Origin of the sequence: Microcella alkaliphila (assembly GCF_004216855.1) — a bacterium.
GTDB lineage: Bacteria > Actinomycetota > Actinomycetes > Actinomycetales > Microbacteriaceae > Microcella > Microcella alkaliphila.
Window position 1 is genome coordinate 105,249 of the sequence record NZ_SGXT01000019.1, and the last position, 23,587, is coordinate 128,835.

At 66.6% G+C, this 23,587-nt stretch carries 22 protein-coding genes; 16 read left to right on the forward strand and 6 right to left on the reverse strand.

What is annotated here, in order from left to right; translation table 11 throughout:
- The first annotated feature begins 18 nt into the window (after nt 1–18).
- From EV140_RS12790 to EV140_RS12805, 4 genes are all read left to right on the forward strand, one after another.
- A complete protein-coding gene (locus EV140_RS12790; protein ID WP_130284531.1) occupies nt 19–1,275 on the forward strand; it encodes a class I SAM-dependent RNA methyltransferase in 1,257 nt (418 codons plus the stop codon).
- A 113-nt stretch (nt 1,276–1,388) separates the two neighbouring features.
- Nucleotides 1,389–2,066, forward strand: coding sequence for a response regulator transcription factor (locus tag EV140_RS12795; protein ID WP_231923939.1), 678 nt, complete (start codon nt 1,389–1,391; stop codon nt 2,064–2,066).
- A 61-nt stretch (nt 2,067–2,127) separates the two neighbouring features.
- Entirely contained in the window at nt 2,128–3,378 is a 1,251-nt protein-coding gene (locus tag EV140_RS12800) for a sensor histidine kinase (protein WP_198674449.1), read from the forward strand.
- Nucleotides 3,375–4,412 (forward strand): hypothetical protein, encoded by a 1,038-nt coding sequence (locus EV140_RS12805; protein ID WP_130284533.1) that lies wholly within the window; start codon nt 3,375–3,377, stop codon nt 4,410–4,412. The genes EV140_RS12800 and EV140_RS12805 overlap by 4 nt, the downstream gene beginning before the upstream one ends.
- A 479-nt stretch (nt 4,413–4,891) precedes the next feature.
- On the opposite strand, the gene EV140_RS12810 is transcribed toward EV140_RS12805, so the two are convergent.
- On the reverse strand, nt 4,892–5,170 hold the full coding sequence (locus EV140_RS12810) for an acyl-CoA carboxylase subunit epsilon (protein WP_130284535.1): 279 nt from the start codon (nt 5,168–5,170) through the stop codon (nt 4,892–4,894).
- Nucleotides 5,167–6,765, reverse strand: a complete 1,599-nt coding sequence (locus tag EV140_RS12815; protein ID WP_130284537.1) for an acyl-CoA carboxylase subunit beta — start codon at nt 6,763–6,765, stop codon at nt 5,167–5,169. Before EV140_RS12815 ends, EV140_RS12810 begins: the two co-directional genes overlap by 4 nt.
- A 167-nt stretch (nt 6,766–6,932) precedes the next feature.
- On the opposite strand from EV140_RS12815, the gene EV140_RS12820 reads away from it, so the two are divergent.
- Both EV140_RS12820 and EV140_RS12825 read left to right on the forward strand, forming a co-directional pair.
- On the forward strand, nt 6,933–7,205 hold the full coding sequence (locus tag EV140_RS12820; RefSeq protein ID WP_130284539.1) for a helix-turn-helix domain-containing protein: 273 nt from the start codon (nt 6,933–6,935) through the stop codon (nt 7,203–7,205).
- Nucleotides 7,202–8,446, forward strand: a complete 1,245-nt coding sequence (locus EV140_RS12825) for a type II toxin-antitoxin system HipA family toxin (protein ID WP_130284541.1) — start codon at nt 7,202–7,204, stop codon at nt 8,444–8,446. The genes EV140_RS12820 and EV140_RS12825 overlap by 4 nt, the downstream gene beginning before the upstream one ends.
- On the opposite strand, the gene EV140_RS12830 is transcribed toward EV140_RS12825, so the two are convergent.
- Nucleotides 8,443–9,399 (reverse strand): EamA family transporter, encoded by a 957-nt coding sequence (locus tag EV140_RS12830; RefSeq protein WP_130284543.1) that lies wholly within the window; start codon nt 9,397–9,399, stop codon nt 8,443–8,445. The two genes, EV140_RS12825 and EV140_RS12830, sit on opposite strands and share 4 nt — an antisense overlap.
- A 70-nt stretch (nt 9,400–9,469) precedes the next feature.
- Between EV140_RS12830 and EV140_RS12835 the strand changes: the two genes are divergently transcribed.
- Genes EV140_RS12835 through EV140_RS12860 form a run of 6 tightly spaced genes read left to right on the forward strand, consistent with a single transcriptional unit; the run spans nt 9,470 to nt 15,134 of the window.
- Nucleotides 9,470–10,255: a biotin--[acetyl-CoA-carboxylase] ligase gene (locus EV140_RS12835; RefSeq protein WP_130284545.1), complete on the forward strand. Its 786-nt coding sequence runs from the start codon at nt 9,470–9,472 to the stop codon at nt 10,253–10,255.
- A 4-nt stretch (nt 10,256–10,259) separates the two neighbouring features.
- Complete coding sequence (locus tag EV140_RS12840; protein ID WP_241971450.1) at nt 10,260–10,811, forward strand: PH domain-containing protein; 552 nt, start codon at nt 10,260–10,262, stop codon at nt 10,809–10,811.
- A gap of 48 nt (nt 10,812–10,859) precedes the next feature.
- Nucleotides 10,860–12,155: a UDP-glucose dehydrogenase family protein gene (locus EV140_RS12845; RefSeq protein ID WP_130284547.1), complete on the forward strand. Its 1,296-nt coding sequence runs from the start codon at nt 10,860–10,862 to the stop codon at nt 12,153–12,155.
- A 35-nt stretch (nt 12,156–12,190) separates the two neighbouring features.
- On the forward strand, nt 12,191–13,291 hold the full coding sequence (locus tag EV140_RS12850) for a 5-(carboxyamino)imidazole ribonucleotide synthase (RefSeq protein WP_130284549.1): 1,101 nt from the start codon (nt 12,191–12,193) through the stop codon (nt 13,289–13,291).
- An 8-nt stretch (nt 13,292–13,299) separates the two neighbouring features.
- Entirely contained in the window at nt 13,300–13,818 is a 519-nt protein-coding gene (gene purE, locus EV140_RS12855; protein WP_130284551.1) for a 5-(carboxyamino)imidazole ribonucleotide mutase, read from the forward strand.
- Nucleotides 13,815–15,134, forward strand: coding sequence for an LCP family protein (locus tag EV140_RS12860; RefSeq protein WP_130284553.1), 1,320 nt, complete (start codon nt 13,815–13,817; stop codon nt 15,132–15,134). Before purE ends, EV140_RS12860 begins: the two co-directional genes overlap by 4 nt.
- 24 nt (nt 15,135–15,158) lie before the next feature.
- On the opposite strand, the gene EV140_RS12865 is transcribed toward EV140_RS12860, so the two are convergent.
- Nucleotides 15,159–16,295 carry a glycosyltransferase gene (locus EV140_RS12865; RefSeq protein WP_130284555.1) on the reverse strand — a complete coding sequence of 379 codons (1,137 nt, stop codon included), beginning with the start codon at nt 16,293–16,295 and terminating at the stop codon, nt 15,159–15,161.
- Nucleotides 16,296–16,369: 74 nt separating this feature from the next.
- On the opposite strand from EV140_RS12865, the gene EV140_RS12870 reads away from it, so the two are divergent.
- Nucleotides 16,370–16,996 carry a dTDP-4-dehydrorhamnose 3,5-epimerase family protein gene (locus EV140_RS12870; RefSeq protein ID WP_130284557.1) on the forward strand — a complete coding sequence of 209 codons (627 nt, stop codon included), beginning with the start codon at nt 16,370–16,372 and terminating at the stop codon, nt 16,994–16,996.
- Here the strand turns inward: EV140_RS12870 and rfbD are convergent.
- Both rfbD and rfbB read right to left on the reverse strand, forming a co-directional pair.
- The gene (rfbD, locus tag EV140_RS12875) at nt 16,961–17,866 is read right to left on the reverse strand and encodes a dTDP-4-dehydrorhamnose reductase (protein ID WP_130284559.1); all 906 of its coding nucleotides are present in this window, start codon (nt 17,864–17,866) and stop codon (nt 16,961–16,963) included. The genes EV140_RS12870 and rfbD overlap by 36 nt on opposite strands.
- A complete protein-coding gene (gene rfbB / locus EV140_RS12880) occupies nt 17,863–18,852 on the reverse strand; it encodes a dTDP-glucose 4,6-dehydratase (protein WP_130284589.1) in 990 nt (329 codons plus the stop codon). The genes rfbD and rfbB overlap by 4 nt, the downstream gene beginning before the upstream one ends.
- A gap of 150 nt (nt 18,853–19,002) precedes the next feature.
- Between rfbB and EV140_RS12885 the strand changes: the two genes are divergently transcribed.
- The 3 genes from EV140_RS12885 (at nt 19,003) to EV140_RS12895 (ending at nt 23,490) form a co-directional block, all read left to right on the forward strand.
- Nucleotides 19,003–20,415, forward strand: coding sequence for a glycosyltransferase family protein (locus EV140_RS12885; protein WP_130284561.1), 1,413 nt, complete (start codon nt 19,003–19,005; stop codon nt 20,413–20,415).
- Between the two features lie 127 nt (nt 20,416–20,542).
- Nucleotides 20,543–21,949 (forward strand): glycosyltransferase family 4 protein, encoded by a 1,407-nt coding sequence (locus tag EV140_RS12890; protein WP_130284563.1) that lies wholly within the window; start codon nt 20,543–20,545, stop codon nt 21,947–21,949.
- Nucleotides 21,949–23,490, forward strand: coding sequence for a glycosyltransferase family 2 protein (locus EV140_RS12895; RefSeq protein WP_130284565.1), 1,542 nt, complete (start codon nt 21,949–21,951; stop codon nt 23,488–23,490). Before EV140_RS12890 ends, EV140_RS12895 begins: the two co-directional genes overlap by 1 nt.
- The last annotated feature ends 97 nt before the right edge of the window (nt 23,491–23,587 follow it).

Consider the following 23,587-nt stretch of genomic DNA (forward strand, 5'->3'; position numbering starts at 1 on the left):
GCCCGTAGGCTGGCTCGCATGACGTCCCCGGGCACTGAGATCGAGCTGCCGGTCGACCGCATCGCGCACGGCGGCGTGGCGGTCGCCCGGCACGAGGGCCGCGTCGTGTTCGTCGCGGACGCGATTCCGGGCGAGGTGGTGCGGGCGCGGCTGACCGACACGCGCAAGAAGAGTTTTTGGCGCGCCGACACGGTCGAGGCGCTGCAGCCGAGCGAGCACCGGCGCCCGCACGTGTGGCAGGCGGCGAGCGTGGAGCGCGACCCGGCCGAGCGGGCGGGCGGTGCCGAGTTCGGCCACATCGCGCTCGCGCACCAGCGCGAGCTGAAGCGCCGGGTGCTCGTGGAGGCGTTGGCGCGCATGGCGCAGGCGGATGTCGAGGCCGGCTCCGAGCATCCCGCCGCCGGGGTTACGGTGCAGTCGCTGCCGGGTGACGACGCGGCGAACGGGCTGGGCTGGCGCACCCGCATTCGGATGCACGTGGCGCCCGACGGCGCGCTCGGCCCGATGGCGGCGCGCTCGCACCGCGTCGTGCCCGTCGACGAGGTTCCGCTCGCGTCGCCGGCGGTGCAGTCCGCGACCCCCTTCGGGGAGACATTTTCGGGTGTCCCGACCGTGGACGTGCTCGCGCCGACGGTGGGCGAGCCTCGGCTGATCGTGGGCGAGCAGGCGCCGTCACTGATTCGTGAGCGGGTGGGCGAGCGCGAGTTTCGGCTCGACGATTCGGGGTTCTGGCAGGTGCACCGTGAGGCGCCGGCGGCGCTGACGCGGGCAGTGCAGCGGGCAATCGTGCCCGACCTGGTCGACCCGAGGGCTCTGAACCTTGACCTCTACGGAGGGGTGGGGCTGCTCGCCGCCGCGTTCGCCGACGCCGCCGGCCCCGACACGGTGATCACGACCGTCGAGGCCGATGCGCGCGCGACCGACCACGCCGCCGAGAACCTCGCCGAGTGGCTGGGGGCGCAGGCCGAGACGGGGCGCGTCGACCGCTGGCTGCGCTCGCTCGAGCAGAGCGCATCGGCGTCGGACCGCGCCCGGCTGCGCGCCGCGACGGTCGTGCTCGACCCGCCGCGCTCGGGCGCCGGCCGCGATGTCATGGATGCTCTCGGTCGCCTCGCCCCCGCCCAGCTGGTGTACGTCGCGTGCGACCCCGTGGCGCTCGCGCGCGATGTGGCGCTCGCGGCCGGGCACGGCTACGCGCTCGCGCGGCTGGAGGCGTTCGACCTGTTTCCGCACACGCATCACCTGGAGGCGGTCGCCACGCTCGTGCGCGCCTGACGCGGGCACACGCACCTCCCCGCTACCATGGCGGCGTCGGACCCGAACGACCGCGCCGGGTACGCACGACTCCAGACGCGCGGTTCAGGATCTTCGACAGTCAGGTAATTCGCGTGGCCGGTTCGCACGATAGGCAGCATCGAGTCGCGGTCGTTGACGACCACGAATCGGTGCGTCTGGGCTTGCAGGCCGCCTTCACGAACGCCGGCTTCGAGTTCGTGCTCGCCGCCGCGACGGTGGCCGAGCTGCAGGAGGGTCTGGCCGGGCGCGAGGTCGACGTCGTGGTGCTCGACCTGAGCCTCGGCGACGGGTCGAGCGTCACCGAGAACGTCAAAGACGTGCAGACCCTCGGTGCCGCGGTGCTCGTGCACTCGATTGCCGACCGTGTCGCGCTCGTGCGCGAGGCGCTCGCCGCTGGCGCTGCGGGCGTGATCCCGAAGGCGTCGAGTACCCGCACGGTGATTCAGGCGGCCGAGACGGTCGCCCGCGGCGAGGTGCTGAACAACCTCGAGTGGGCGAGCGCCATCGACGCTGACCGCGACTTCGCGAAGGCGCAGCTCGGTCGCCGTGAGCGCGAGATCCTGCACCTGTACGCGAGCGGCCTGCCGCTGAAGCTCGCCGCGCAGCAGCTCGGTATCGGCTACGCGACCGCACGCGAGTATCTCGACCGCATCCGTCAGAAGTATGTCGAGGTGGGGCGCCCCGCGCCGACCAAGGTCGACCTGCTGCGTCGCGCGGTCGAAGACGGAATCCTGCCCGGGCTCGACACGGATGACGACGACACCGACTAACCCGGATCGTCCATCCGGGCTCACGAGGGCCATCGTCCAGGCGCCACGGTCCCTGCCCGACATGAAGGCGCCGCTCGCGCCGCTCAGCCGCCGCCGGGTCGACACGATCTTGTCGCGCGCGGTCGCCGGCTTCGGCATCGTGTTCGGCGCGCAGGCGATCCCGGCCGTGCTCGAGCAGTACGCCTACGCCGACCCGGCGTGGGCGGCCACGGCGATTCCGCTCGTCTACGCCTCGCTCGTGTTCTCACTTCTCTGCGCCATCGCGAAGCGCTTCGTGGTCGGCGCGGCACGCGTCGTCGCGTTCGTCTACATCGCGGCGCTCGTGACCTGGCCGATGTTCGTTTCCGACGCCGAGCAGGTGCAGGCCGGTGACCACTGGCTGTATCAGCTCACGACGGTGGCGACCGCGGCCGCCGCGATCGGGTTCCGCACCCGCACGGCGACCATCTACCTCGTCGTCGTCCCGCTCATGTACGGCGTCATTCGGGCGTTCCCGCAGGGCGGCACCGGCCCGGTTGAGCTGGGCTTCTTGAACGCGGTCTACGCCATCATTTTGGGCGCCGCCGTGCTTGTCATCGTGACGATGCTGCGGGTGGCCGCCTCCACCGTCGACTCCGCTCAGCAGACCGCGCTCAGCCGCTATTCGCGCGCGGTCCGCCAGCACGCGACCGAGGTCGAGCGCGTGCAGGTGGATGCGATCGTGCACGACAGCGTCTTGACGACCCTTTTGACGGCCGCACGAGCGTCTGGCGCGCGCGAGCAAAAGCTCGCCGGGCGCATGGCGGCCGATGCGATGCGCCACCTCGAGGATGCCGCGCTCGTGACCCCTGACGACGGCTCGACCGTGCGCTTCCGCCAGCTGGCCGATCGCATCGGCGAGGCGGCGCGCAGCATGCCGGTCACGTTCTCGGTTCGGCTGCGCAGCGTGGATGCTCGGGTCATTCCCGCGGGAACCGCGCAGTCGATCTACTCCGCCGCAGTTCAGGCCATGGTTAACAGCACCCAGCACGCTGGCGGCCCCGAGGTAAAGCGCTGGTTGCATATCACCGGTGCGCGAGCCGGCCATATCGAGATCGTCGTCGGCGACGCGGGGGCCGGGTTCGACGCGGCCGCCGTGCCGCAGGAGCGACTCGGCGTGCGTCGCTCAATCGTCGAGCGCACCGCGAGCGGGGGCGGCGAGGCCGAGGTGGTGAGCACCCCCGGGCAGGGCACGACGGTCACGCTGCGCTGGCCCGCGGCGACGCGCCCTGTGCCATTCGATCCCGACGCGGGCGACTCCGGCGCGGCGGCCGGCGACGGGGGCGACGCATGAGAATCGGCGTCCCTCGATCCCTCATCGTGTCGCTCGCGGCGGTGTTCTCGGGCTACCACGTCATCCTCGGCCTGTACACGATCGACGTGCCGTCGAACCCCCTGCCGGTTCTCGCCGCCATGGTGCTTTACGTGGCGGCGACGGCCGTCAGCCTGTCGCCCGGTCAACCGGAGCGCATGCCGACGTGGCTGGCCGCCATCAACGTGCTGGTGTGCGCAGCGCTTCCGTTGCTGATCGCGCCCGTGCTCGATCTTGAACGGCCGGGTGGGCTCGGGTACGCCACCTGGTACGTCGCCGCGGTGGGCACGCTCATGACGATCACCTCGACGCGTCGCCGTCACCTGTTCGCGTGGGCGGGCATCGCCACTCTGGTGATCCACACGATCGTGTGGGGCGGTTTTGGCGCCGTGATCGGCATCGGCGTGATCGGCAGCGTGGTGTGGGTCGCCATCTCGCACATCCTGTCGCGCGCGCTCGCCTCCGCAAGCCGTGATGCCCTGCAATTTGCCGAGGCGGAGCGCGAGGCCACCAACTGGCAGGCGGCTCAAGATGCTCACCTCACGGAGCGGCAGGTGCGCCTCAGCACCACGACGGACCGGGCCCTGCCGATGCTGCAACTCATTGCCGAGCGCCAGGGCGACCTCACCGACGAGGAGCGTCGCGAATGCCAGTACCTGGAGGCGGGCATCCGTGATGAGATTCGCGGTCGCCGCCTTTTGAACGACAGCGTTCGCCAGGCGGTGCTGGATGCTCGCCGCCGCGGCGCCGTCGTGACGCTCTTCGACGAGGGAGGCCTGGACGATGTCGACGAGGCGAGCATGGATGGCGCTCTCACCGAGTTGGCTGAGGCGATCGCGCAGACGCAGGCGATGCGCATCATCGCCCGTACGGCTCCCGCCGACTCGGCGACGGCCATCACCGTGGTCGGGTTGACCCCCGCGGGGGATTCGAGCGCGAGCGAGTTGGGTAGCGACGACGAAGAGGGTGACGACGACGAGGTCGACCTCTGGATGGAGATTCCGAAGCCGGCGTGAAGGCTCCGGCACGTGGCCGATGTCTCGGCTGCCGACGGCGGGCGCTGCGCCCGGGAAAAGATTGAGGGGCCGGAGTACCCATCTCCGGCCCCTCATTATCGAGTGAGTGACGCAACCCGAATGCGTCGCTTACTCGCCCCCCAATCATCGATCTCATACCCAATGGATCGAGACGGGCGATGTGCGTAATGCACTATCGAGTGCCTCTAGTGTGCCAAGCCCGCCACCCTGTGGAAAGTCGGCATTTGGGGGGACATGTGGGGGACATTTTGCGGCTGATTGGGGGACAAGAGCCCCCCGTTAGGGGGCATTTCCGGCCCTTCGCCGCGGATTTCGGGGGACAAAGTTCTCCACAGGGGGCGAAAGTGTGCACGCTCCCACGGAACACGACTGATTCCGAAGCGCTAGCCTTCGGAATTCGTCGTTTGGGCCCGAAATATCCCGCTCGCACGCGGATCGTGGGGCGACGGAAACCGTCGTCAGCCGCGCAGGCTGCGCGACTCGCGCCAGCGCCCGGGACCAGCCAAGAGCGGCGCGCGCATCACGCGGGCGCTGCGCTCCCACAGGTTGACGGGCGGCGCAACCCGCTCGGCGCCGCGCCCCGCACGCTCGGCCGCGACCGCGGAGATGACGACCTGCACGGCCGCCACCTCCTCGTCGGTCGGGTGGCCCGAGACGAAGCGGAGGGCGGGCGCGACGGCAGCGTCGTCGTCTGCTCTGCCCCGAGCATCCCGAGTGGTGTCGCCGGTGCCGTTCACAGCGGGATGTTTCCGTGCTTCTTCGGCGGCAGGCTCGCGCGCTTGCCCTTCAGGGCCCGCAGCGCCTTGATGATCGCCGCGCGGGTGGCCGCCGGCTCGATGATGCCGTCGATCTCGCCGCGCTCCGCCGCGAGGAACGGGCTCGCGACGTTGTACGTGTACTCGTTCGCCAGCCTCGTGCGCACGGCGGCGACGTCTTCGCCGTTCGCCTCGGCCGCCTTGATCTCGTTGCGGTAAAGGATGTTGACCGCGCCCTGTCCGCCCATGACCGCGATTTCGGCGGTCGGCCAGGCGAGGTTCATGTCGGCGCCGAGCTGCTTTGAGCCCATGACGATGTAGGCGCCGCCGTAGGCCTTGCGGGTGATGACCGTCACGAGCGGCACGGTCGCCTCCGCGTAGGCGTACAAGAGCTTGGCGCCGCGGCGGATGACGCCGGTCCACTCCTGGTCGGTGCCGGGCAGGTAGCCGGGTACGTCGACGAGGGTGACGATCGGGATCGAGAAGGCGTCGCAGAAGCGCACGAAGCGGGCGGCCTTCTCGCCGGCGTCGATGTTGAGCGTGCCGGCCATGGCGTTCGGCTGGTTGGCGATCACGCCGACGCTGCGGCCCTCGACGCGGGCGAAGCCGATGACGATGTTGGGCGCAAACAGCGGCTGCACTTCGAGGAAGGAGCCATCATCGACTACGTGGTCGATGATGTCGAGCACGTCGTACGGCTGGTTGGGGCTGTCGGGCACCATCTGGTTGAGGCGCCGGTCGGCGTCGGTGATCTCGAGCTCGGCGTGCGACTCGTACTGCGGCAGCTCGGCGAGGTTGTTGTCGGGCAGGTAGCTGAGCAGGGCCCGCGCGTAGTCGAACGCGTCGTGCTCGTCCTGGGCCAGGTAGTGGCTGACGCCTGAGGTGCGGTTGTGGGTGAGCGCGCCGCCGAGCTCCTCCATGCCGACGTCCTCGCCCGTGACGGTCTTGATGACGTCGGGCCCCGTGACGAACATCTGGCTCGTCTTGTCGACCATGATGACGAAATCGGTGAGGGCGGGTGAGTACACCGCACCACCGGCGGCCGGGCCGCAGATGATCGAGATCTGGGGGATCACGCCGCTGGCCGCCGTGTTGCGGCGGAAGATCTCGCCGTACTTGCCGAGCGCGACGACGCCCTCCTGGATGCGCGCCCCACCCGAGTCGAGGATGCCGATGATCGGCACACCCGTCTTGATGGCGAGCTCCATGACCTTGATGATCTTCTCGCCGGCGACCTCGCCGAGCGAGCCGCCGAAGATGGTGAAGTCTTGGCTGTAGACGGCGACCTGGCGGCCGTGGATCGTGCCGGTGCCGGTAACGACCGAGTCGCCGTAGGGGCGCTTGGCGTCCATGCCGAAGGCGTGCGTGCGGTGCCGCACGAACTCGTCGAGTTCGACGAAGCTGCCGTGGTCGAGCAGCTGCTCGATGCGCTCGCGGGCGGTCAGCTTGCCCTTGGCGTGCTGCTTCTCGATCGCGGCCTCGCCGGCCGCGGTCACGGCCTCGTGGTAGCGACGCTTCAGGTCGGCGATCTTGCCGGCCGTGGTCGACAGGTCGGGGGCGGGGGTCTCGTCGGTCACCGTGTCAGCCTATCCACCGCCGTGGGCGGGGTGCCGTTGGTGGTTCCGCACAAAAACGCGGGCCTGCGCTGTGGGTGCCCGTGACGATGATATTCACATCACCGCAGTTGACGACAATATTCACATCACATACTCTGACTACGAAATAATCGTCTGAAGGAGTGTCCATGCCGATCTATCGGGGGCGCGTGCCCGACGCAACGACGCTGGGCGCGATCCTGCAGCAGGCACGGATGGCGCGTGGACTAACGCAGCGTCAGTTCGCGGACGCACTCGGCATCTCACAGCGCTATGTCTGGGAGATCGAGGCGGGCAAGCCGACTCTCTACGCTGAGCGGCTGTTTCGCGCACTGCGAATGCTGAACGTCACCCTGAGCGCTGAGTTCGCTGAACCCGACCCGCCGTTGGCGGGGGCGGCCGACGACGAGACACACGCATGAGACGGCTGGCAGTTGAGTTGTATGGAACCCGTGTCGGCTGGCTCGAGGGCGTAGACCCACGAACAGCAGACTTCCGCGCCGACCCTGGCGCGATCGAGACCTTTGGGCTCGCGAGCACGATGGTCTCTGAGTCGCTTCCCCTGGTTCCACGGCCGCCGGCCCGCCGGGCCGCCCGCAGGGTCAACGTGTTCGTCGAGTTGCTGCCCGAGGGTGACAACCGCGCGGCACTCGCCGCGATGGCTGGGCTTCGCGTGGACGACTCGATCGGTCTGTTGGCGCGGTTCGGTCGCGACGTCGCCGGTGCTCTTCAGCTGTGGGACGTCGACGATCCAACCGAGCCGCGCCACCCGTCGCTCGAGCCGGTCTCTGAGACAGAAATCGCGCGCATCCTCGACGATGTTCGACGCGCCCCGCTCGGCAACCTCCGTGATCTCGGCAAAACTTCGCTCGCGGGCGTGCAACAGAAAATCGTGCTGGTTCGGCAGGGCGTCCGGTGGTTTCGACCGATCGGCGGGTACGCATCGACGCACATCGTCAAGGTCGCCGCGTCGGCTACACCGACGATGCTCGCCGACGAGTGGCTCGGTCACGAGTTGGCGCGCAGGGTGGGCCTCGCGACGCACAGTGCTGATCTTGTCGACATCGCCGGGGTTCCGGCACTAGTGGTTGAACGATTCGATCGTCACGCGGCCGCGCCGGATGGTCGCCTTCACCAGGAAGACATGAATCAGGCACTCGGCGCCTCAGGGAACGAGAAGTATCAACGATTCGGCGGCGTGGTCACTCTCGACCGCATCGACCAGCTGGTTCAGCACCGCTTGGGGCCCGACGCTCGGGTCGCGCTCATTCGCCGAGTTGCGCTGACGGTGGCCATGGGTGACCTCGACGCGCACGCGAAGAACATGGGCGTAATGCATTTCCCCGACGGTGGTGCGTCGTTGGCGCCCAGTTACGACACTGTCCCCTTGGCCCACCAGCGCAACGATGGTGAGGTGGCCCTCGCGGTCGCCGGAGAGTATCGACACGCGGCGATCACCCTCGACATGATCGTTGAGCAGTTCGGGGGCACTGACGTGGTGCGCGCTGAGGTCGTTCAGACCGTCGAGCGTGTTCGTGACGCGGTGCGTGTACTTGGTGACGATGACCGGCGTCACCCTGCAGTGGTGCCCGATATCGTGCAGTTCAGCGAGAACTTGCTGGCGGGGCGCCCGGCCGGGCTGTCGGCGGCGCGCGGTCGTTAGGCGGCGGAGCCGGCCGCGATCGCGGCGACCCCGGCGAGCACGAGCACCACACCCGCGGTCTGCACGGGGCGCAGGCGCTCGCCGAGCAGCCGCCAGCTGAGCAGCGCCACGACCGCCGGGTAGAGCGACGCCAGCACCGCGACGACACTGAGGGTGCCCGCTTGCGCGGCGGTTCCGTAGGCGGCGTTGGCGAGGTAGACGAGCATCCCGATCGAGGCGATCGCGACGGCATCGCGACCCCGGATGCGCATGGGCACGAGCGCGGGCATGGCCGGTCGGCCGCGGTGCAGCCTCGCGGCGGCGCCCCGCAGTCGCACGTGGATCCACGCGGAGAACGCGACGATGTACACGCCGAGCACGACGACCGCGGTCATGACGAGCGTGGTGGTGAGGTCGGCGGCGGCGCCGCGGGCGAGGCCCACCTGCGAGGTGCCGAATCCGGCCGCCGCGATGAGGGCCAGCGCGATCGACTGGGCGGCGCGGCGCGGCGGGCGGCCCGCCACGAACGCATAGTCGCCGGATGCGGCCGGCCGGCGCCGCCCGAACTCGGGTCCGGTCGCCAGCACGCTGCCGACGACCGCGACGGCGAGGCCGACGCCGAGCAGCGGCCCGATCGTGTCACCCGTGGCGAGCCCGACCGACACGGGCACGAGCACCGAGAGGGCCGAGACGGGGGCGACCACGCCCATCGTTCCGATGGCGAGCCCGCGGAACAGCGCGGCCACGCCGATCGCCTGCGCAAGACCGGCGATCGACCCCCACATCACCGCGTCGGCGAGGTCCCCCCGAAACGGGTCGACCAGCAGCCGCGCGGCGATCGCCATCGAGGCCACGACCTGCGACCCGAGCAACACGATGATGAGCGGCACGCGGCGCGAGAGGGCCCCGCCGAGGTAGTCGCTGATTCCGAGCAGCACGCTCGACACGAGGGCGAGGAAGGCGAGCCCGGGCATGGGTCCAGTCTGCCCGAGACGGGCGGTCGGCCATGCCCCGCCCCCCACCGTGCCGCCTACCCTGGAGGGTATGACCCCGCCGCTGCTGACGCGTTCGCTCGCCCTCGCCCCGCACCTCGAATGGGTCGACGAGATTGCGAGCACGAATTCGGCCCTCGTGGCCCGCGCCGCGCAGCTGCACGACGGCCACCTGCTGGCAACCGACACGCAAACGGTCGGGCGTGGGCGGCTCGGCCGCAGCTGGTCGACGCGGCCCGGCCAGGCGCTCGCGGTGAGCGTTTTCGTGGCGGCCAGCCCCGGGCATCCGGTGCCGTCGGAGACGCATCTGGGCTGGCTGCCGCTCGTGGCGGGCCTCGCAATGACCCGTGCGGTGTGCGCGCTCGGCGTGACCGGTGCGGGCCTGAAGTGGCCGAACGACGTGCTGGTGGGCGGGCGCAAGCTGAGCGGCATCCTCGCCGAACTCACCCCGCACGGCGTCGTCGTTGGCAGCGGCCTCAATCTGACGCAGCAGGCCGACGAGCTGCCGGTCGCGACGGCGACGTCGCTGGCGCTCGAGAACGCTCCGGATGCTCGCCGCACCGACATCGCCGACCGCGCGCTGGCGGCGTGGCTGGCCGAGTGGCTGCCGCTGGTCGCCCGCTGGCGGGAGGCGCGCGACCCGTCGGTGCTGAAGCCCGACGTCGAGGACGTACTGCACACCCGCGGCCGGGCGGTGAAGGTCGATCGGCCGGGCCTTGCGCCGCTGCTCGGCACGGCGGAGGGGCTCGACGACGCGGGCCTGCTGCTCATGCGTGATCGTGACTCAGTTCTGACGGCGATTGCCGCGGGAGACGTGACTCACCTGCGGTATGAATAACGACATGACCGGGCCGGTGGAGACGGGGGCTACGCGCGCCCCCGAGCAGGTGATCGTGCGCCTGCGCCCGCACGCGCGCCGAGTCTTCCTGCCGAACCTGCTGCTGCCGGTCGTCGTTGGCGGCGCCAGCTGGGCCGCGTTTACGGTCGAGGAGCTCTGGCAAGTGTTCGCCGTACTGGCCGCCGCGGTCGGTTTCGTGCTGCTGTTCTGGGCCGTGCCCATGGTGCGCTGGCTCAACACCCGGTACACGCTGACCACCCGCCGGCTCATCATCCAGCGCGGGCTCTTGGCGCGCCACCGGCACGAGATGCTGCACAGCCGCGGCTACGACGTCGCGGTGCGGCAGGCCGGCCTGCAGTTGCTGTTCCGCAGCGGCGACGTGCTCGTCAACACGGGCCTCGACCGCCCCGTCATGCTGCGCGACGTGCCGAGGGCGCGGCTCGTGCAACAGGCGCTGAGCGACCTGATGGATACGTCGACGTCGTCGGTCGCGGCGCAACGGCGACGGGATGCGGCGGAGCCGCCGACGGGCAGCTTCCGGCGCGACCGCGAGTAGGAATCGGGAGGGGTCTCGCACCGCGCGGGCACCGACTACGCTCGTTCCGTGCGAATTTCCGTCATCGGTTGTGGGTATCTCGGAGCCGTGCACGCCGCGTGCATGGCCGAACTCGGTCACGACGTCATCGGCGTCGACGTCGATCAGGCGAAGATCGACGCCCTGAGCGAGGGGCGTGCGCCGTTCTTCGAGCCGGGACTTCCCGAGCTGTTGAAGGCCGAGCACGGCCGCCTGCGGTTCACAACCGACATTTCTGAGGTCAGCCACGCGCGCGTGCACTTCGTCGCCGTCGGCACCCCGCAGCTCGAGGGCAGCAACGCCGCCGACATGCGCTTCGTCGACGCGTCGATCGACGCCCTGCTGCCTCACATCGGCCCTGGCCACCTCGTGGTCGGTAAGTCGACCGTGCCCGTCGGCACCGCCGCACGTCTCGCCGAGAAGGTTGAGGCGACCGGTGCTGAGCTCGCCTGGAACCCCGAGTTTCTGCGAGAGGGCTTCGCCGTCAGCGACACCCTCACCCCCGACCGCCTCGTGTACGGAGTGCGTCGCGGTGATGACCGTGCCTCCGACGTTCTCGACGAGGTCTACCGTCGACCGCTGTCGACCGGCACGCCGCGCATCATCACCGACTACGCGACGGCCGAGTTGGTGAAGGTCAGCGCGAACGCCTTCCTCGCGACGAAGATTTCCTTCATCAACGCGATGGCGGAGATCGCCGAGGTCACCGGCGCCGACGTCACCACTCTGGCGGATGCGATCGGTCACGACGCCCGCATCGGCCGCCGGTTCTTGAACGCGGGCGTCGGATTCGGTGGCGGCTGCCTGCCGAAGGACATTCGCGCGTTCCAGGCGCGCGCCGAGGAGCTGGGTGTGGGGCATGCCCTCGCCTTCCTCGACGACGTCGACCAGGTCAACCTGCGCCGCCGCCAGCGCGTGCTCGATCTGATCACCGACGCGCTCGGCACCGAGCTCGCCGGCCGCACGGTCGCGGTGCTCGGCGTCACCTTCAAGCCGGACTCGGACGACGTGCGCGACTCGCCCGCCCTCGACATCGCCGCCCGCCTCGCCTTGCGCGGCGTCAGGGTCAAGGCGACCGACCCAGAGGGCATCGAGACGGCGCGCGCGAAGGTTCCTTCGCTCGATTACCACCCGTCAGCGCGCGACGCCGTCGCCGGCGCCGAGGTGGTCACGGTGCTCACCGAGTGGCGTGAGTTCCGCGAGCTCGACCCCCGCGAGGTGTCGACCTGGACGGATGCCCGCACCATCATCGACGGCCGCAACTGCCTCGATGCGGGTGCCTGGCGCGCCGCGGGCTGGACGTATCACGGCCTCGGCCGCCCCTGACCTGACCCCATTCGCCTGACCCGGAGGTTCCCCGCATGCCCGTCGTCGGAGTGATCGGAGGCGGGCAGCTGGCCCGCATGATGGTGCCGCCCGCCGTGGCGCTCGGCATCGAGATTCGCGTTCTCGCCGAGCAGGAGGAATCGTCGGCGCGACTCGCCGCCACCCAGGTGGGCGACTACCGCGACGTCGACACGGTGCGCGCTTTCGCCGCCGGCTGCGACGTCATCACCTTCGACCACGAGCACGTGCCGCAGGATGTGTTGCGTGCCCTCGTCGCCGACGGCATGAGCGTGCAGCCGGGGCCCGACGCGTTGGCCGCAGCGCAGGACAAGCTGCACATGCGCGAGCGGCTCACCGCGCTGGGGGTTCCCGTGCCGACGTGGGCGCGCATCACGACCCGCGACGAGCTAGCCCAGTTCTTGGCCGACAACGGGGGCCGCGCGGTCGTGAAGACCCCGCGCGGCGGATACGACGGCAAGGGCGTGCGGGTCGTCGACCGCGCCGACGCAGCCGACGACTGGCTCGCCGACGGCGCCGTCCTCGCCGAGCAACTCGTCGACTTCCGCCGTGAGCTGGCGCAGCTCGTCGCGCGCCGGCCGTCGGGCGACCTGCGGGCGTGGCCGCTCGTCGAGACGGTGCAGAAGGGTGGCGTGTGCGCCGAGGTGCTCGCGCCCGCGCCCCGCTCATCCGATGCCGTTGAGCGCAGCGCCGCCGAGATCGCGGCGACCGTCGCCCACGGGCTCGGCGTGACCGGCGTTCTCGCCGTCGAACTGTTCGAGACGATGGACGGCCGCGTGCTCGTCAACGAGCTCGCCATGCGGCCCCACAACAGTGGCCACTTCTCCATCGACGCCGCGGTCACGAGCCAGTTCGAGCAGCACCTGCGCGCCGTGCTCGACTGGCCGCTCGGTGACACCGAGCTGGTCGCACCCCACGCGGTCATGATCAACGTTTTCGGTGGACTCACCGACGACCAGATCGCCCAGGCTCTCGGGCACCAGCCCGCGGCCAAGGTGCACGCGTACGGCAAGTCGCCACGACCGGGCCGCAAGGCCGGCCACGTCACGGCGATGGGCGACGACCTCGACGACGTCGCGTACCGCGCGCGCGCCGCAGCCGCCCACTTCGACGCCTGACGGGTAGCCTGGGCGCCGTGACTGCCCCTCTCGTTTCCGTCGTCATGGGTTCCGACTCCGACTGGTCGGTGATGGGTGACGCCGTTGCGGCCCTCGACGAGTTCGGTATCGAGTGCGAGGTCGAGGTGCTCTCGGCCCACCGCACGCCCGACCGCATGATCGCGCACGGACGCGAGGCTGCCGGTCGCGGCATCCGCGCGATCATCGCGGGAGCCGGCGGTGCCGCCCACCTGCCCGGCATGATCGCATCGGTGACCACTCTGCCGGTCATCGGCGTTCCCGTTCCCCTGAAGTACCTCGACGGCATGGACTCGCTGCTCAGCATCGTGCAGATGCCCGCGGGCATCCCCGTGGCGGCCGTGTCGATTGGCGGCGCACGCAATGCGGGCATCCTGGCGGCGCGCATGATCGGCGCGACCGACGCCGACGTCGCCGCCAAATTGGATGCGTTCGCTCGCTCTCTCGAAGACATGGTCGCCACGAAGAACGCAGCCCTGAAGGCGACGGCCGCGAAGCGCGAGCGGTGAGCCTCACCTCGCCGATTCGGCACCCGGATACGCGGCAGCCGGAGCTGATGGCGCGTCGCGGCTGGTGGCTGGTCGGGCTGAACGTGTTGCTGCCGGGCTCGGCGCAGCTGCTCGCGGGCAATCGCCGGTGGGGGCGCTTCGCCCTCGGCGCGACGCTCATCCTCTGGGGGTCGATGGCGGCGGCCGCTGCGCTGTACTTCCTCAACCGTGCCGCCGCGCTCACCCTCATCACGAACGTGTGGGTGCTGTGGCTGTTGCAGTTCGCCCTGCTGTTTTTCGCCGGTCTGTGGCTGGTCACGACGCTGAACGCCCTCGTGTTGGTTCGTCTCGTGAAGACCCCGGGGCGCACGCGTGGCGGGTTGCTCGTGTTCACCGCGCTCACGCTTGCGGTCAGCGTTGGGGGCACCAGTTACGCCGCGTACCTCACGGGTGTGGGGCGCGACACGCTCGGCTCGGTTTTCGCCGGCGGCGGCTTCGTGGAGCCCATCGACGGTCGCTACACGGTGCTGCTGCTCGGCGGCGATGCCGGACCCGACCGCCTCGGCTTGCGCCCCGACTCGATCACGCTCGCAAGCGTGGATGCCGACACGGGCGAGGTCACGATGATCGGTATTCCTCGCAACCTCTACAACGCGCCCTTCGCCGACGATTCGCCCCTATGGGCCGACTGGCCGAACGGCTACAACTGCGGCGACGACTGTCTGATCAGCTACCTCTACCCCTACGCGGAGGAGCGCCCCGACCTGTATCCGCAGGCCCGACTGAACGGCTCGACGCCCGGCATCGAGGCGACGCGCGACGCTGTCGAGGGCGTCACAGGTCTCGAGGTGCAGTTCGTGGTGCTGATCGACCTGAACGGCTTCGAGTCGATCATCGACGCGATGGGGGGAGTCGTCGTTGACGCCGAGCCGATGACCCTCGGCATCAACGGTGGCCCGGTCGTCGGCGAGATCGTGGCGGGCGAGCAGCGCATGAACGGCTACACGGCGCTCTGGTACGCCCGCAACCGCTACAACCTCACCGACTTCGACCGCATGGCCCACCAGCGGCAGATTCAGGAGGCCATGCTGCAGCAGTTCGACCCGTTCACGGTGATCACGCGCTTTGAGGCGATCGCCGATGCGAGCGAAGAGACCGTGAGCACCGACATCCCGCGCTCGATGTTGGGCACGCTTGCCGACCTCGCGGCGAAGTCGCGCGAGTTGCCGATCACCGACATCGAGCTGGTGCCCCCGGCTGTCGACAACGTCAACCCCGACTATCCGGCGATCCGCTCGCTGATCGCGGCGACGCTCGCGCCGCCGCCGACCGATTGACCGTCGGGATACCCGCCGCGCCCTTTAGAGGTCGGCGTGCAGTTGCCAGGTCTTCTCGGCGGCGTCGCGCCAGGTGAACGCTCGGGCACGGTCTTGACCCGCGAGTCCGAGTACGGTCATCGCCTCGGTGTCGGAGGCGAGCTCGCTGATGCGCGCCGCCAGCCCTTCGGCGAGGTCGGCGATCGTGGTCGTCTCGACGAGCAGGCCCGCGTCGCCGACGGTCTCTCGCAGCGCCGGCTGGTCGGTGTGCACGAGGGGCGTCGCGAGCGTCATCGCCTCGAGAGCGGCGGTGACGAAGCTGTCGGCGAGCAGCGGTGCGATGGCGATGAGGGCCCGGTCGAGCACGACGGCGCGTTCGTGCGCTTCGAGCCCGTCGAGAACGAGGAGGCGGTTGCGTCTGGCGGGGGAGTCGGCGATCGCTGCATCCAGTGCGCTCGCCGAGCCGGCGTCGGTGAAGACGACGAGCGGGAGGTCGGGGGCGTCGGGGAGGCTGAGCGCGTCGATGATCGAGCCGAGCCCACTGCGACGGTCGAGGGTTCCGGTCAGCGCAATGAATGTCGACGGCAGGCTGAGGCGCCGCGCGACGGCATCGGCGTCGTCGGGTACGTGGAAGGCGCGTCCCACGGCCCCGGGGATGACACGAATGCGATCGCCGAAGGTGAGGATGTCGGCGAGTTCGTCGGCAACCGAGTGACTCGGTACGACCACCGCGTCGGCGTATTTGTGTGCGCGGCGAACCATGGCGCGGTGCCAGGCGACCCCGCGACTGGTGAGCACTTCGGGGTGCGACCAGGCGGCGGTGTCGTGAATGGTGACGATGATCTGCTCGTTGGGGTCGTCGACGCGATCGTGCCGGTAGAGCGGGGCCAAAAGGCTCGGGGCATGCATGGGGCCCGACCCGGGTAGTCGGCTGAACCCGTGTTGCCAGGCTGCGGCCAGTTGACGCCGGTCGAGCGCGCTCTTGTCGAGGTTGCTTAGCCCGGGCAGCCGCTCGGCGATCACGTCGTAGTCGCTGTCGGGGAGCGACGGCGTGTAGCCCCGCACCTCGCACCCGCGGGGCGCTGTCTCGATGAGTCCGCGGGTGAGTTCGAGGGCGTGCAGGCCGACCCCGGTTGCCGGTTCGGCGCTGACGCCGTCGAGGACGACGCGCAGCGCGATCATGCGGCGACAGGGATGCTCGGGGTCACCGCATAAGGATAGCCAGCGCTGACCGCACCCACCGTAGGGTTGTGAACATGAACATTCGCGAGCTTTCGATTGCCGGCGCGTTCGAGGTCACTCCGCGTCAATTCCCCGATGACCGCGGAGTCTTTTGGGAGTGGTACCGGTTCGATGCGCTCGCCAATGCGGTCGGCCACCCGATCAATCTCAAGCAGGGCAACGGCTCCGTCTCCAGGAAGGGCGTCGTCCGCGGCATCCACTTCGCTGACGTCCCGCCCAGCCAAGCGAAGTACGTGCAGGTTCTTTCCGGCGCGATCATCGACTACGTGGTCGATATCCGGGTCGGTTCACCCACGTTTGGAGAGTGGGAAGCCGTTCGCCTCGACACCGTCGATCGTCGGGCGCTCTACATCTCCGAGGGTCTCGGGCACGCATTCGTTGCACTGGAGGACAACACGACCGTTACGTATCTCGTGTCTGAGACCTACTCTCCGACGCGCGAGCACGGCATCACCCCGATCGATTCGACGATCGGGCTCACTTTCCCGACCGACATTGGCGAGATTCTGCTGTCGCCGAAAGATACTGACGCGCCGACGCTCGTGGAGGCGGAGCGAGACAACCTCTTGCCGTCGTACGATGCGGCGCGTGCGTTCACGCGTTCGCTATCGCAGCGGTGGTCTGCTTCCGCTCGCGACTGACGAGAAGACGCCCCCCCGCCAAGCGTCATGGAGTGCGGCACGCCAGTCGCGCGGTGGCGCGAGTCCATTCTCTGCCCATGCCGAGTGGGCAAGCACGGAGTATGCAGGCCGTGGCGCGGGCCTCACGAAGCTCGCCGAATCGGTTGGTTGAACGCGGTCCGGGTCGAGCCCGGCTTCTTCGAATACCGCCCGCGCGAAGCCGAACCACGTTGTCTCGCCCGATGCCGTGCCATGAAACACCCCAGACGTGATGGGAGAGTCGATCAATCTGACGAGCTGCGCGGCGAGGTCGGCTGTCCAGGTGGGCTGCCCGCGCTGGTCGTCGACGACCGTAAGGGTCTCGCGGTCGGCCGCGAGTTTCAGCATGGTGGCGGCGAAGTTCGGCCCGTGCTCGCCGTACAGCCACGCCGTGCGCACGATGATCGTGCCGTCGGGGTGAGCGGCGCGGGCGAGGCGCTCGCCATCGGCCTTCGTGCGACCATACGCCGAGACGGGCGCGAGCGGCGCGTCTTCGGCGTAGGGAGTCGTCGCGTTGCCGGCGAAGACGTAGTCGGTCGACACCTGAATGAGGCGCGCGCCATGGAGGGCGGATGCTCGGGCTAGGTTCTCGGCGCCCGTCGCGTTGATGAGGTGCGCCGCCTCCTCGTCACCTTCGGCGGCGTCCACCGCCGTGTACGCGGCACAGTTCACGACGACATCGTGGCCTGCAACAGCGCTGGCGGCGGCATCCGCGTCGGTGATGTCGACGTCAGTGCGGGTCGCGGCGGTGACCGCGCGGTCAGCGAGCGCAGTGACCGCGCGGTCAGCGAGCGCAGTCTGCAGGTCGCGGCCGAGCATCCCGCCCGCGCCGGTAATCAGGATGCGCGTCACTGGCCCTGCGCCGCATAGCGCGCTTCGGTGGCGTCCTTCTGCGGAGCCCACCAGGCTTCGTTGTCGCGGTACCAGTCGATGGTCGCGGCGAGCCCGGCGCTGAAGTCGGTGTAGCGGGGCTGCCAGCCGAGTTCGTCGCGCAGCTTGCTCGAGTCGATCGCGTAGCGCAGGTCATGCCCAGGGCGATCGGTGACGTGGTCGTAGGCGTCGGCGGGCTGCCCGAGTTGCGTGAGGATCAGCTCGACGACCTCCTTGTTGTTCTTCTCGCCGTCGGCGCCGATGAGGTACGTCTCGCCGATGACGCCCTTTTCGAGGATGGTGAGCACGGCGGAGGAGTGGTCGTCGGCGTGGATCCAGTCGCGCACGTTCAGCCCTGCCCCGTAGAGCTTCGGGCGCTCGCCGCGCAGCACGTTGGTGATCTGACGCGGGATGAACTTCTCGACGTGCTGATACGGCCCGTAGTTGTTCGAGCAGTTCGAGATCGTCGCCTTGACGCCGAACGAGCGCACCCAGGCACGAACCAAGAGATCACTGCCCGCCTTCGTCGACGAGTAGGGAGACGACGGGTTGTACGGGGTGGCTTCGGTGAAGCGGTTCGGGTCGTCGAGTTCGAGGTCGCCGTAGACCTCGTCGGTCGAGATGTGGTGGAAGCGTTTGGTGTGGCGCCGCACGGCCTCGAGCAGCGTGTAGGTGCCGATGATGTTGGTGTCGAGGAAGGGGCGCGGGTCGTCGAGTGAGTTGTCGTTGTGACTTTCGGCCGCATAGTGAACCACGGCGTCGGCACCAGCGACCAGCTCGTCAACGAGCGTGGCGTCGCAAATGTCGCCCTTCACAAATGTCAACCGGTCGTCGGGCAGGCCGTCGAGCGAGGCGAGATTGCCGGCGTAAGTGAGCTTGTCGAGCACGGTCACGTGGTGATCGGTGTGCTCGATGACGTGGTGCACAAAGTTCGAGCCGATGAAGCCGGCTCCGCCGGTGATGAGCATGTTCACGTCGACCAGAGTAGCCAAGCTCTCGGCGGTTCGACGCGGCCTCCGGTCCGTCTAGTTCACGTGACGAGACAGTCGGGACAGTAGCATCGTGCGACGAGACCGGACATCTCACGGTCACGGGGAGGTGATCGTCCAGTGGAAACAATGCGAGATCTTGTGGGCAAAGTTGTTCTGCTCGGGCAGGCATACTTCGAGAAGTACTCCGGTTCGGAGATCGTCACGCTCGAGATTGCTGAGAGTTACGCCGCTCGCGGGGCGAGAGTGCTAATCGCTTGTCGCACGCGTGGCGAGCCGATTCTCAACGAGGTCGCAGGGCAAGATGGAATCGAGGTCTACGACTGGGCTTCCGCCGAGCTTGACGCGATCATTCGGGAGTCTGACCTCTACCTGGCCTGGATTCAACATCACGTGATTCCACCCGCTCTGTTTTTGGGAGATGCAGCAACTCCGACAATTTTCGCGCATCTCTCAGCGATTCATCCATTGGAGTTTCCGCTTCTTGACGCGGTCGAGGAGACACTTGCCTCTCTGGTTGTCTTTACGTCGCCCGAGGCAAGGGATGAGATGACCGCCGCCGGATCGCTGCTAGGGGTGCCTAGTGACCGAGTCGAAATCTTCCCCAATCCGGCCCCAAGTAGCTTCCACCGCCAAACGAGTTCTGTCAGCGCAGGGCCTCCATGGAGAATTTGCGTGGTGTCAAACCACCCGCCGGAGGAGCTGACGCGCGCATTGGAATTGCTAGATGACCGATTCGAAGTTGTCAGGATCGGTAGGCGCGGTGGTCCATCTTCTACCGTTCAGCGGGTGGACGCGGACCTGATTGACTCCGTGCATGCTGTGATTACGATCGGCAAAACGGTCCAGTACGCGCTAGTTCGCGGACGAGCTGTCTTTTGCTACGACCATTTCGGCGGTCCTGGTTGGTTGACCGCTGAGAATATTGAGGCTGCAAGCAGGCGCAACTATTCCGGTCGTGGATACGAAAAGATGGCCGCGGAAGCTATCGCACACGCGATTCGGGAAGGCATAGAAGATGCTCAAATGTTTGCGGGGGGTCGAGTGGAGCATAGCCGGGGCCAATACGACCTAGACGCAACTCTAAGAAAATTCGAGGAGATAGTCCATCGGCAGTCGCGCAGCACAAACACCTCACTCTTGCAACTCACGAGCGAGCATATTCGCATACAGCAACTTGTCACGAGGCTTTCGAAGGATTGGTCGGGTGCGGATAGAGCCGCTGCAACTGAGGCGAGCGCTCGACGACGCGCAGAGAGAAGAATGCGCAGTACTGAGGAAAAAACCCGCCTCTTACAGAGTGCCCTCGACGAACGTAATGAGCGTCTCCGACACCTCGAAGAGGAGCTAGGTCGTGCAAACACTTTAGCCGATAGAGCCTCTCAGGAGATTGGGGCGCTGCGAGATCAACTCACGGATCTGAGCCTGAGTCATCGTGAGGCTCTGGCGGTCAACCAGGCGATGGAAAACACCCTCAGCTGGAAGATCACGAGTCCTTTGCGAGCAATGCGCCGCGTCTTCGCCCCGGGACGAAGTGGGTAAGTGTGAGGCGCTGAAACGCTCTACTACGTGTCGCATTCGCAACCCAAGCTGCTGAATCGGCGGATCGTTACAAGTTGATGCTGCCGACTAGCGCTCGTCGAAGCTGACGGCGCTATCATCGGGCGTCGTGCGTGTATTTTTCGTGAACCACAGCGTCGCGCCGGTCAGCATGGGCGGAGCCGAACGATCACTCCTCAAGCTTGTCGAGGACTGGCAGGCGAGCAATCCTGACTTCGAGCCGTTTTTCATAACGAAGGCGCCTCGCGGAAGTTTCATTCGAGAACTGGAGGCACGCGGATGGCCGTTCCTTGCCCTGCGATTTAACGGATGGGCGCTTCCGTCCGACTCTATGAAGCCAGGCACCAAATCCGAGTTTGCTATTCGCGATTACAACGCGACCAAACGCATCATTGCCGAAATGGAGAAGCAGAAGCCCAGGTTGGTGGTAACGAATACTGTCGTCGCTCCGTGGGGAGCATTCGCGGCCGCAGTATTGGGAATTCCTCATGCATGGTTTGTGAGGGAATACGGCGATCTCGACCACCAACTCGCTTTTGCGACTAGTCCAAAAGAAACATTTGAGGACATTTCCTATTTTTCCGATGTCATTTTCGTCAACTCCAATACACTACGAGACTATGTGAATAACCTCACTGGACGACCAGATATTCACGTGTGTTATCCAAGTCTGGATGTCAAGGCCATTCGTGATAAGAGCCTCGAGAGCCCAAGTCTTAGTGGCCCCCGACGGCAGGACTCGCGCTCAGTACAACTGGTTCAAGTCGGTCGAGTCAGTCGCGGAAAAGGCCAAGACACAGCTATACGAGCATTATCCCGTGTTGCCTCTAAAGGGCTCGATGTGAAACTTGCCATAGTCGGCTCGGCGGACGAATCTGCATATGAAGATCACTTGAAAATATTGGCTCGTGAACTCGGAGTGGCTGACCGAGTGTTGTTCCACGGACATGATGATAACCCGTTTCGCTTCATACATGAGGCAGATATTTGCATAACCGCATCGACCAATGAGGCCTTTGGGCGAACTACACTTGAATATATGATTCTGGGTAAGCCGGTGATAGCAGCAGCGCGCGGCGGGAGTACAGAGCTAATTGACGACGGCATAAGCGGGATGCTTTTTGCGCCCGAGTCGGACGAAGAACTGGCTGACTGCCTTGAACACTATCTGGAGAAGCCCGACTTAATTGTCGAACACGGCAAAGCTGCAATGGCTCGGTCGGTCTTGTTTACGGATGGTCAACAGGGGAATTCTGCCGCTATCGAGGTGGTGGAGTCCCTAGCAATCGGCGAACATGGCAAGCCCAAGTTGCCTAAAATCGCGCGCCGATGGTTTGAGTTGCCTGCCCTCGTACACGGCGCATACAGCGAGGGGGGCGTCAGCCACGAATCTCGGGTGCCTCTTCGCGGACCGAGGGCGAGGTTGATCGCGGTTGTGCGAAGAATCCCGGTGGTCGGGAGGATCGCTCGTAAAGCTCGAGAATTCGCGCGTCGACCGGGAGGGCCTCGCAGCTGATGAACACTATCCAAGCAAATCAACGTCCGGTAACAATCGTGATTCCTGCGTACGGGGACGTCCCGAGTTTACTGAAGTGCATAGCCTCAGTGAAGCGCCATGTTGACCTGTCGAAGCACTCGGTCTTGGTGGTGAACGATAATGGCCCTGAGGCGGAGCTGATTGAACAAGCGGTAGGGGAGTCAATTTCTGACACACCATCGATCCGCTACGAACGGAACTCGGTTAACCTTGGTTTCGTCGGCAACTGCAATCGCGCGGTCCTTGAATTAGACCAGACGGAAAATGACGTACTTTTACTAAACAGCGACACGGTTGTCACCCCTGGCTTCCTCGACGAGATGATCGAGGTGCTCCACTTGAGTCCGAGTCACGGGGTTGTTTGTGCTCGTAGTAACAACGCAACGATAGCAAGCTTGCCGTTTCGGCAGGTTATCGCACGCCCGCGTCATGAGGAAAGAACTAAAGAAGTCTTTGAAGACCTTGCGCTAGATATTCCGCGTTTCAATGTCTCCCCGGTTGCTATGGGATTTTGTTTCCTGATTCGACGAGAATTGATCCCACGATTTGGCCTCTTCGACGAAGTATTTTCGCCTGGATATGGAGAAGAGAACGATTTCTGTCTCCGAATCAACGAACACGGCTTTCAATCAGTCATCGCGAATAGAGCTTTGGTTTTTCATGGTGTAGCTGCAAGCTTCACAAACAAGCGACGGGAGGTGCTCCGGCGCGAACATGGTGCGATCTTGTCAAGTCGGTACCCGCATTACGATGAATCGGTCCGGAGCTACTTGCTGAGTGGCGTCGACCCAGTTGAGCACTTCGCTGATGCGATCACTCCGAGGTCGGGGCCCCACCGGATAGTGGTTGAAGCAGGGGATGTTGATCCTCAATCACTGCCAACTGCGTCTGCGCTACTCGATGCTCTGCGATGTGTTTCCAGTGAACGCGTCGAGCTGTTTCTTTCCGTTGATGCGCATTATTACGCCAAGTCTGCGCTGCGATTTCGCGGGGTAACCGTCGTCCCATCGGACAAGATCGACGGGATTTTTGACTTGGCGATTATCGTGGATCCCTCGCCAGATATGTCGACCTTCGGCCGCATGGCGCGCCTCAGCTGCAAGTGGGCCATCCTCGATATGGATCCTGCGCGTCTCATATCCTGGTCGCAACGGATGGCGCTGCCGCACGGAGGCTACGTTTTGCAGATATTTGACCGGCTATCTGATGTAAGAATCTACGCAAACGAGGATGTGGAAGGCGGTTTTGAGCTGGTTCCAGGTGCTCGGACGTGGGGACACCCTGACGTAATCGAATACAACAACGGTGGTGCCATCGAAGAACTCATTGCGCTCGCAAAATCCCGACCTGCTTCCTTCGAGCCGTTGCGAATGCGTTCCGCGATTGCGGGTTGGGAACTTGCTGCGACGAAGTCTTCCTTTGACAAACTTTCGTCGTACCGATCGGGCGTACAGGTGCGCGTGTTCGATCTGCTTAGGCGAATCCGACGCCGTGTCCGCGCACTCATCGACCGGTCTTAAGGGGCTCTTCGGACTTTCGGTGGGGGTGAGGCTCGCCGGGTGAGGTCGGGCGGGTAGGGGTCGAGGTCCCCGAGGATCAGAAGCGCTAACTGTCTGA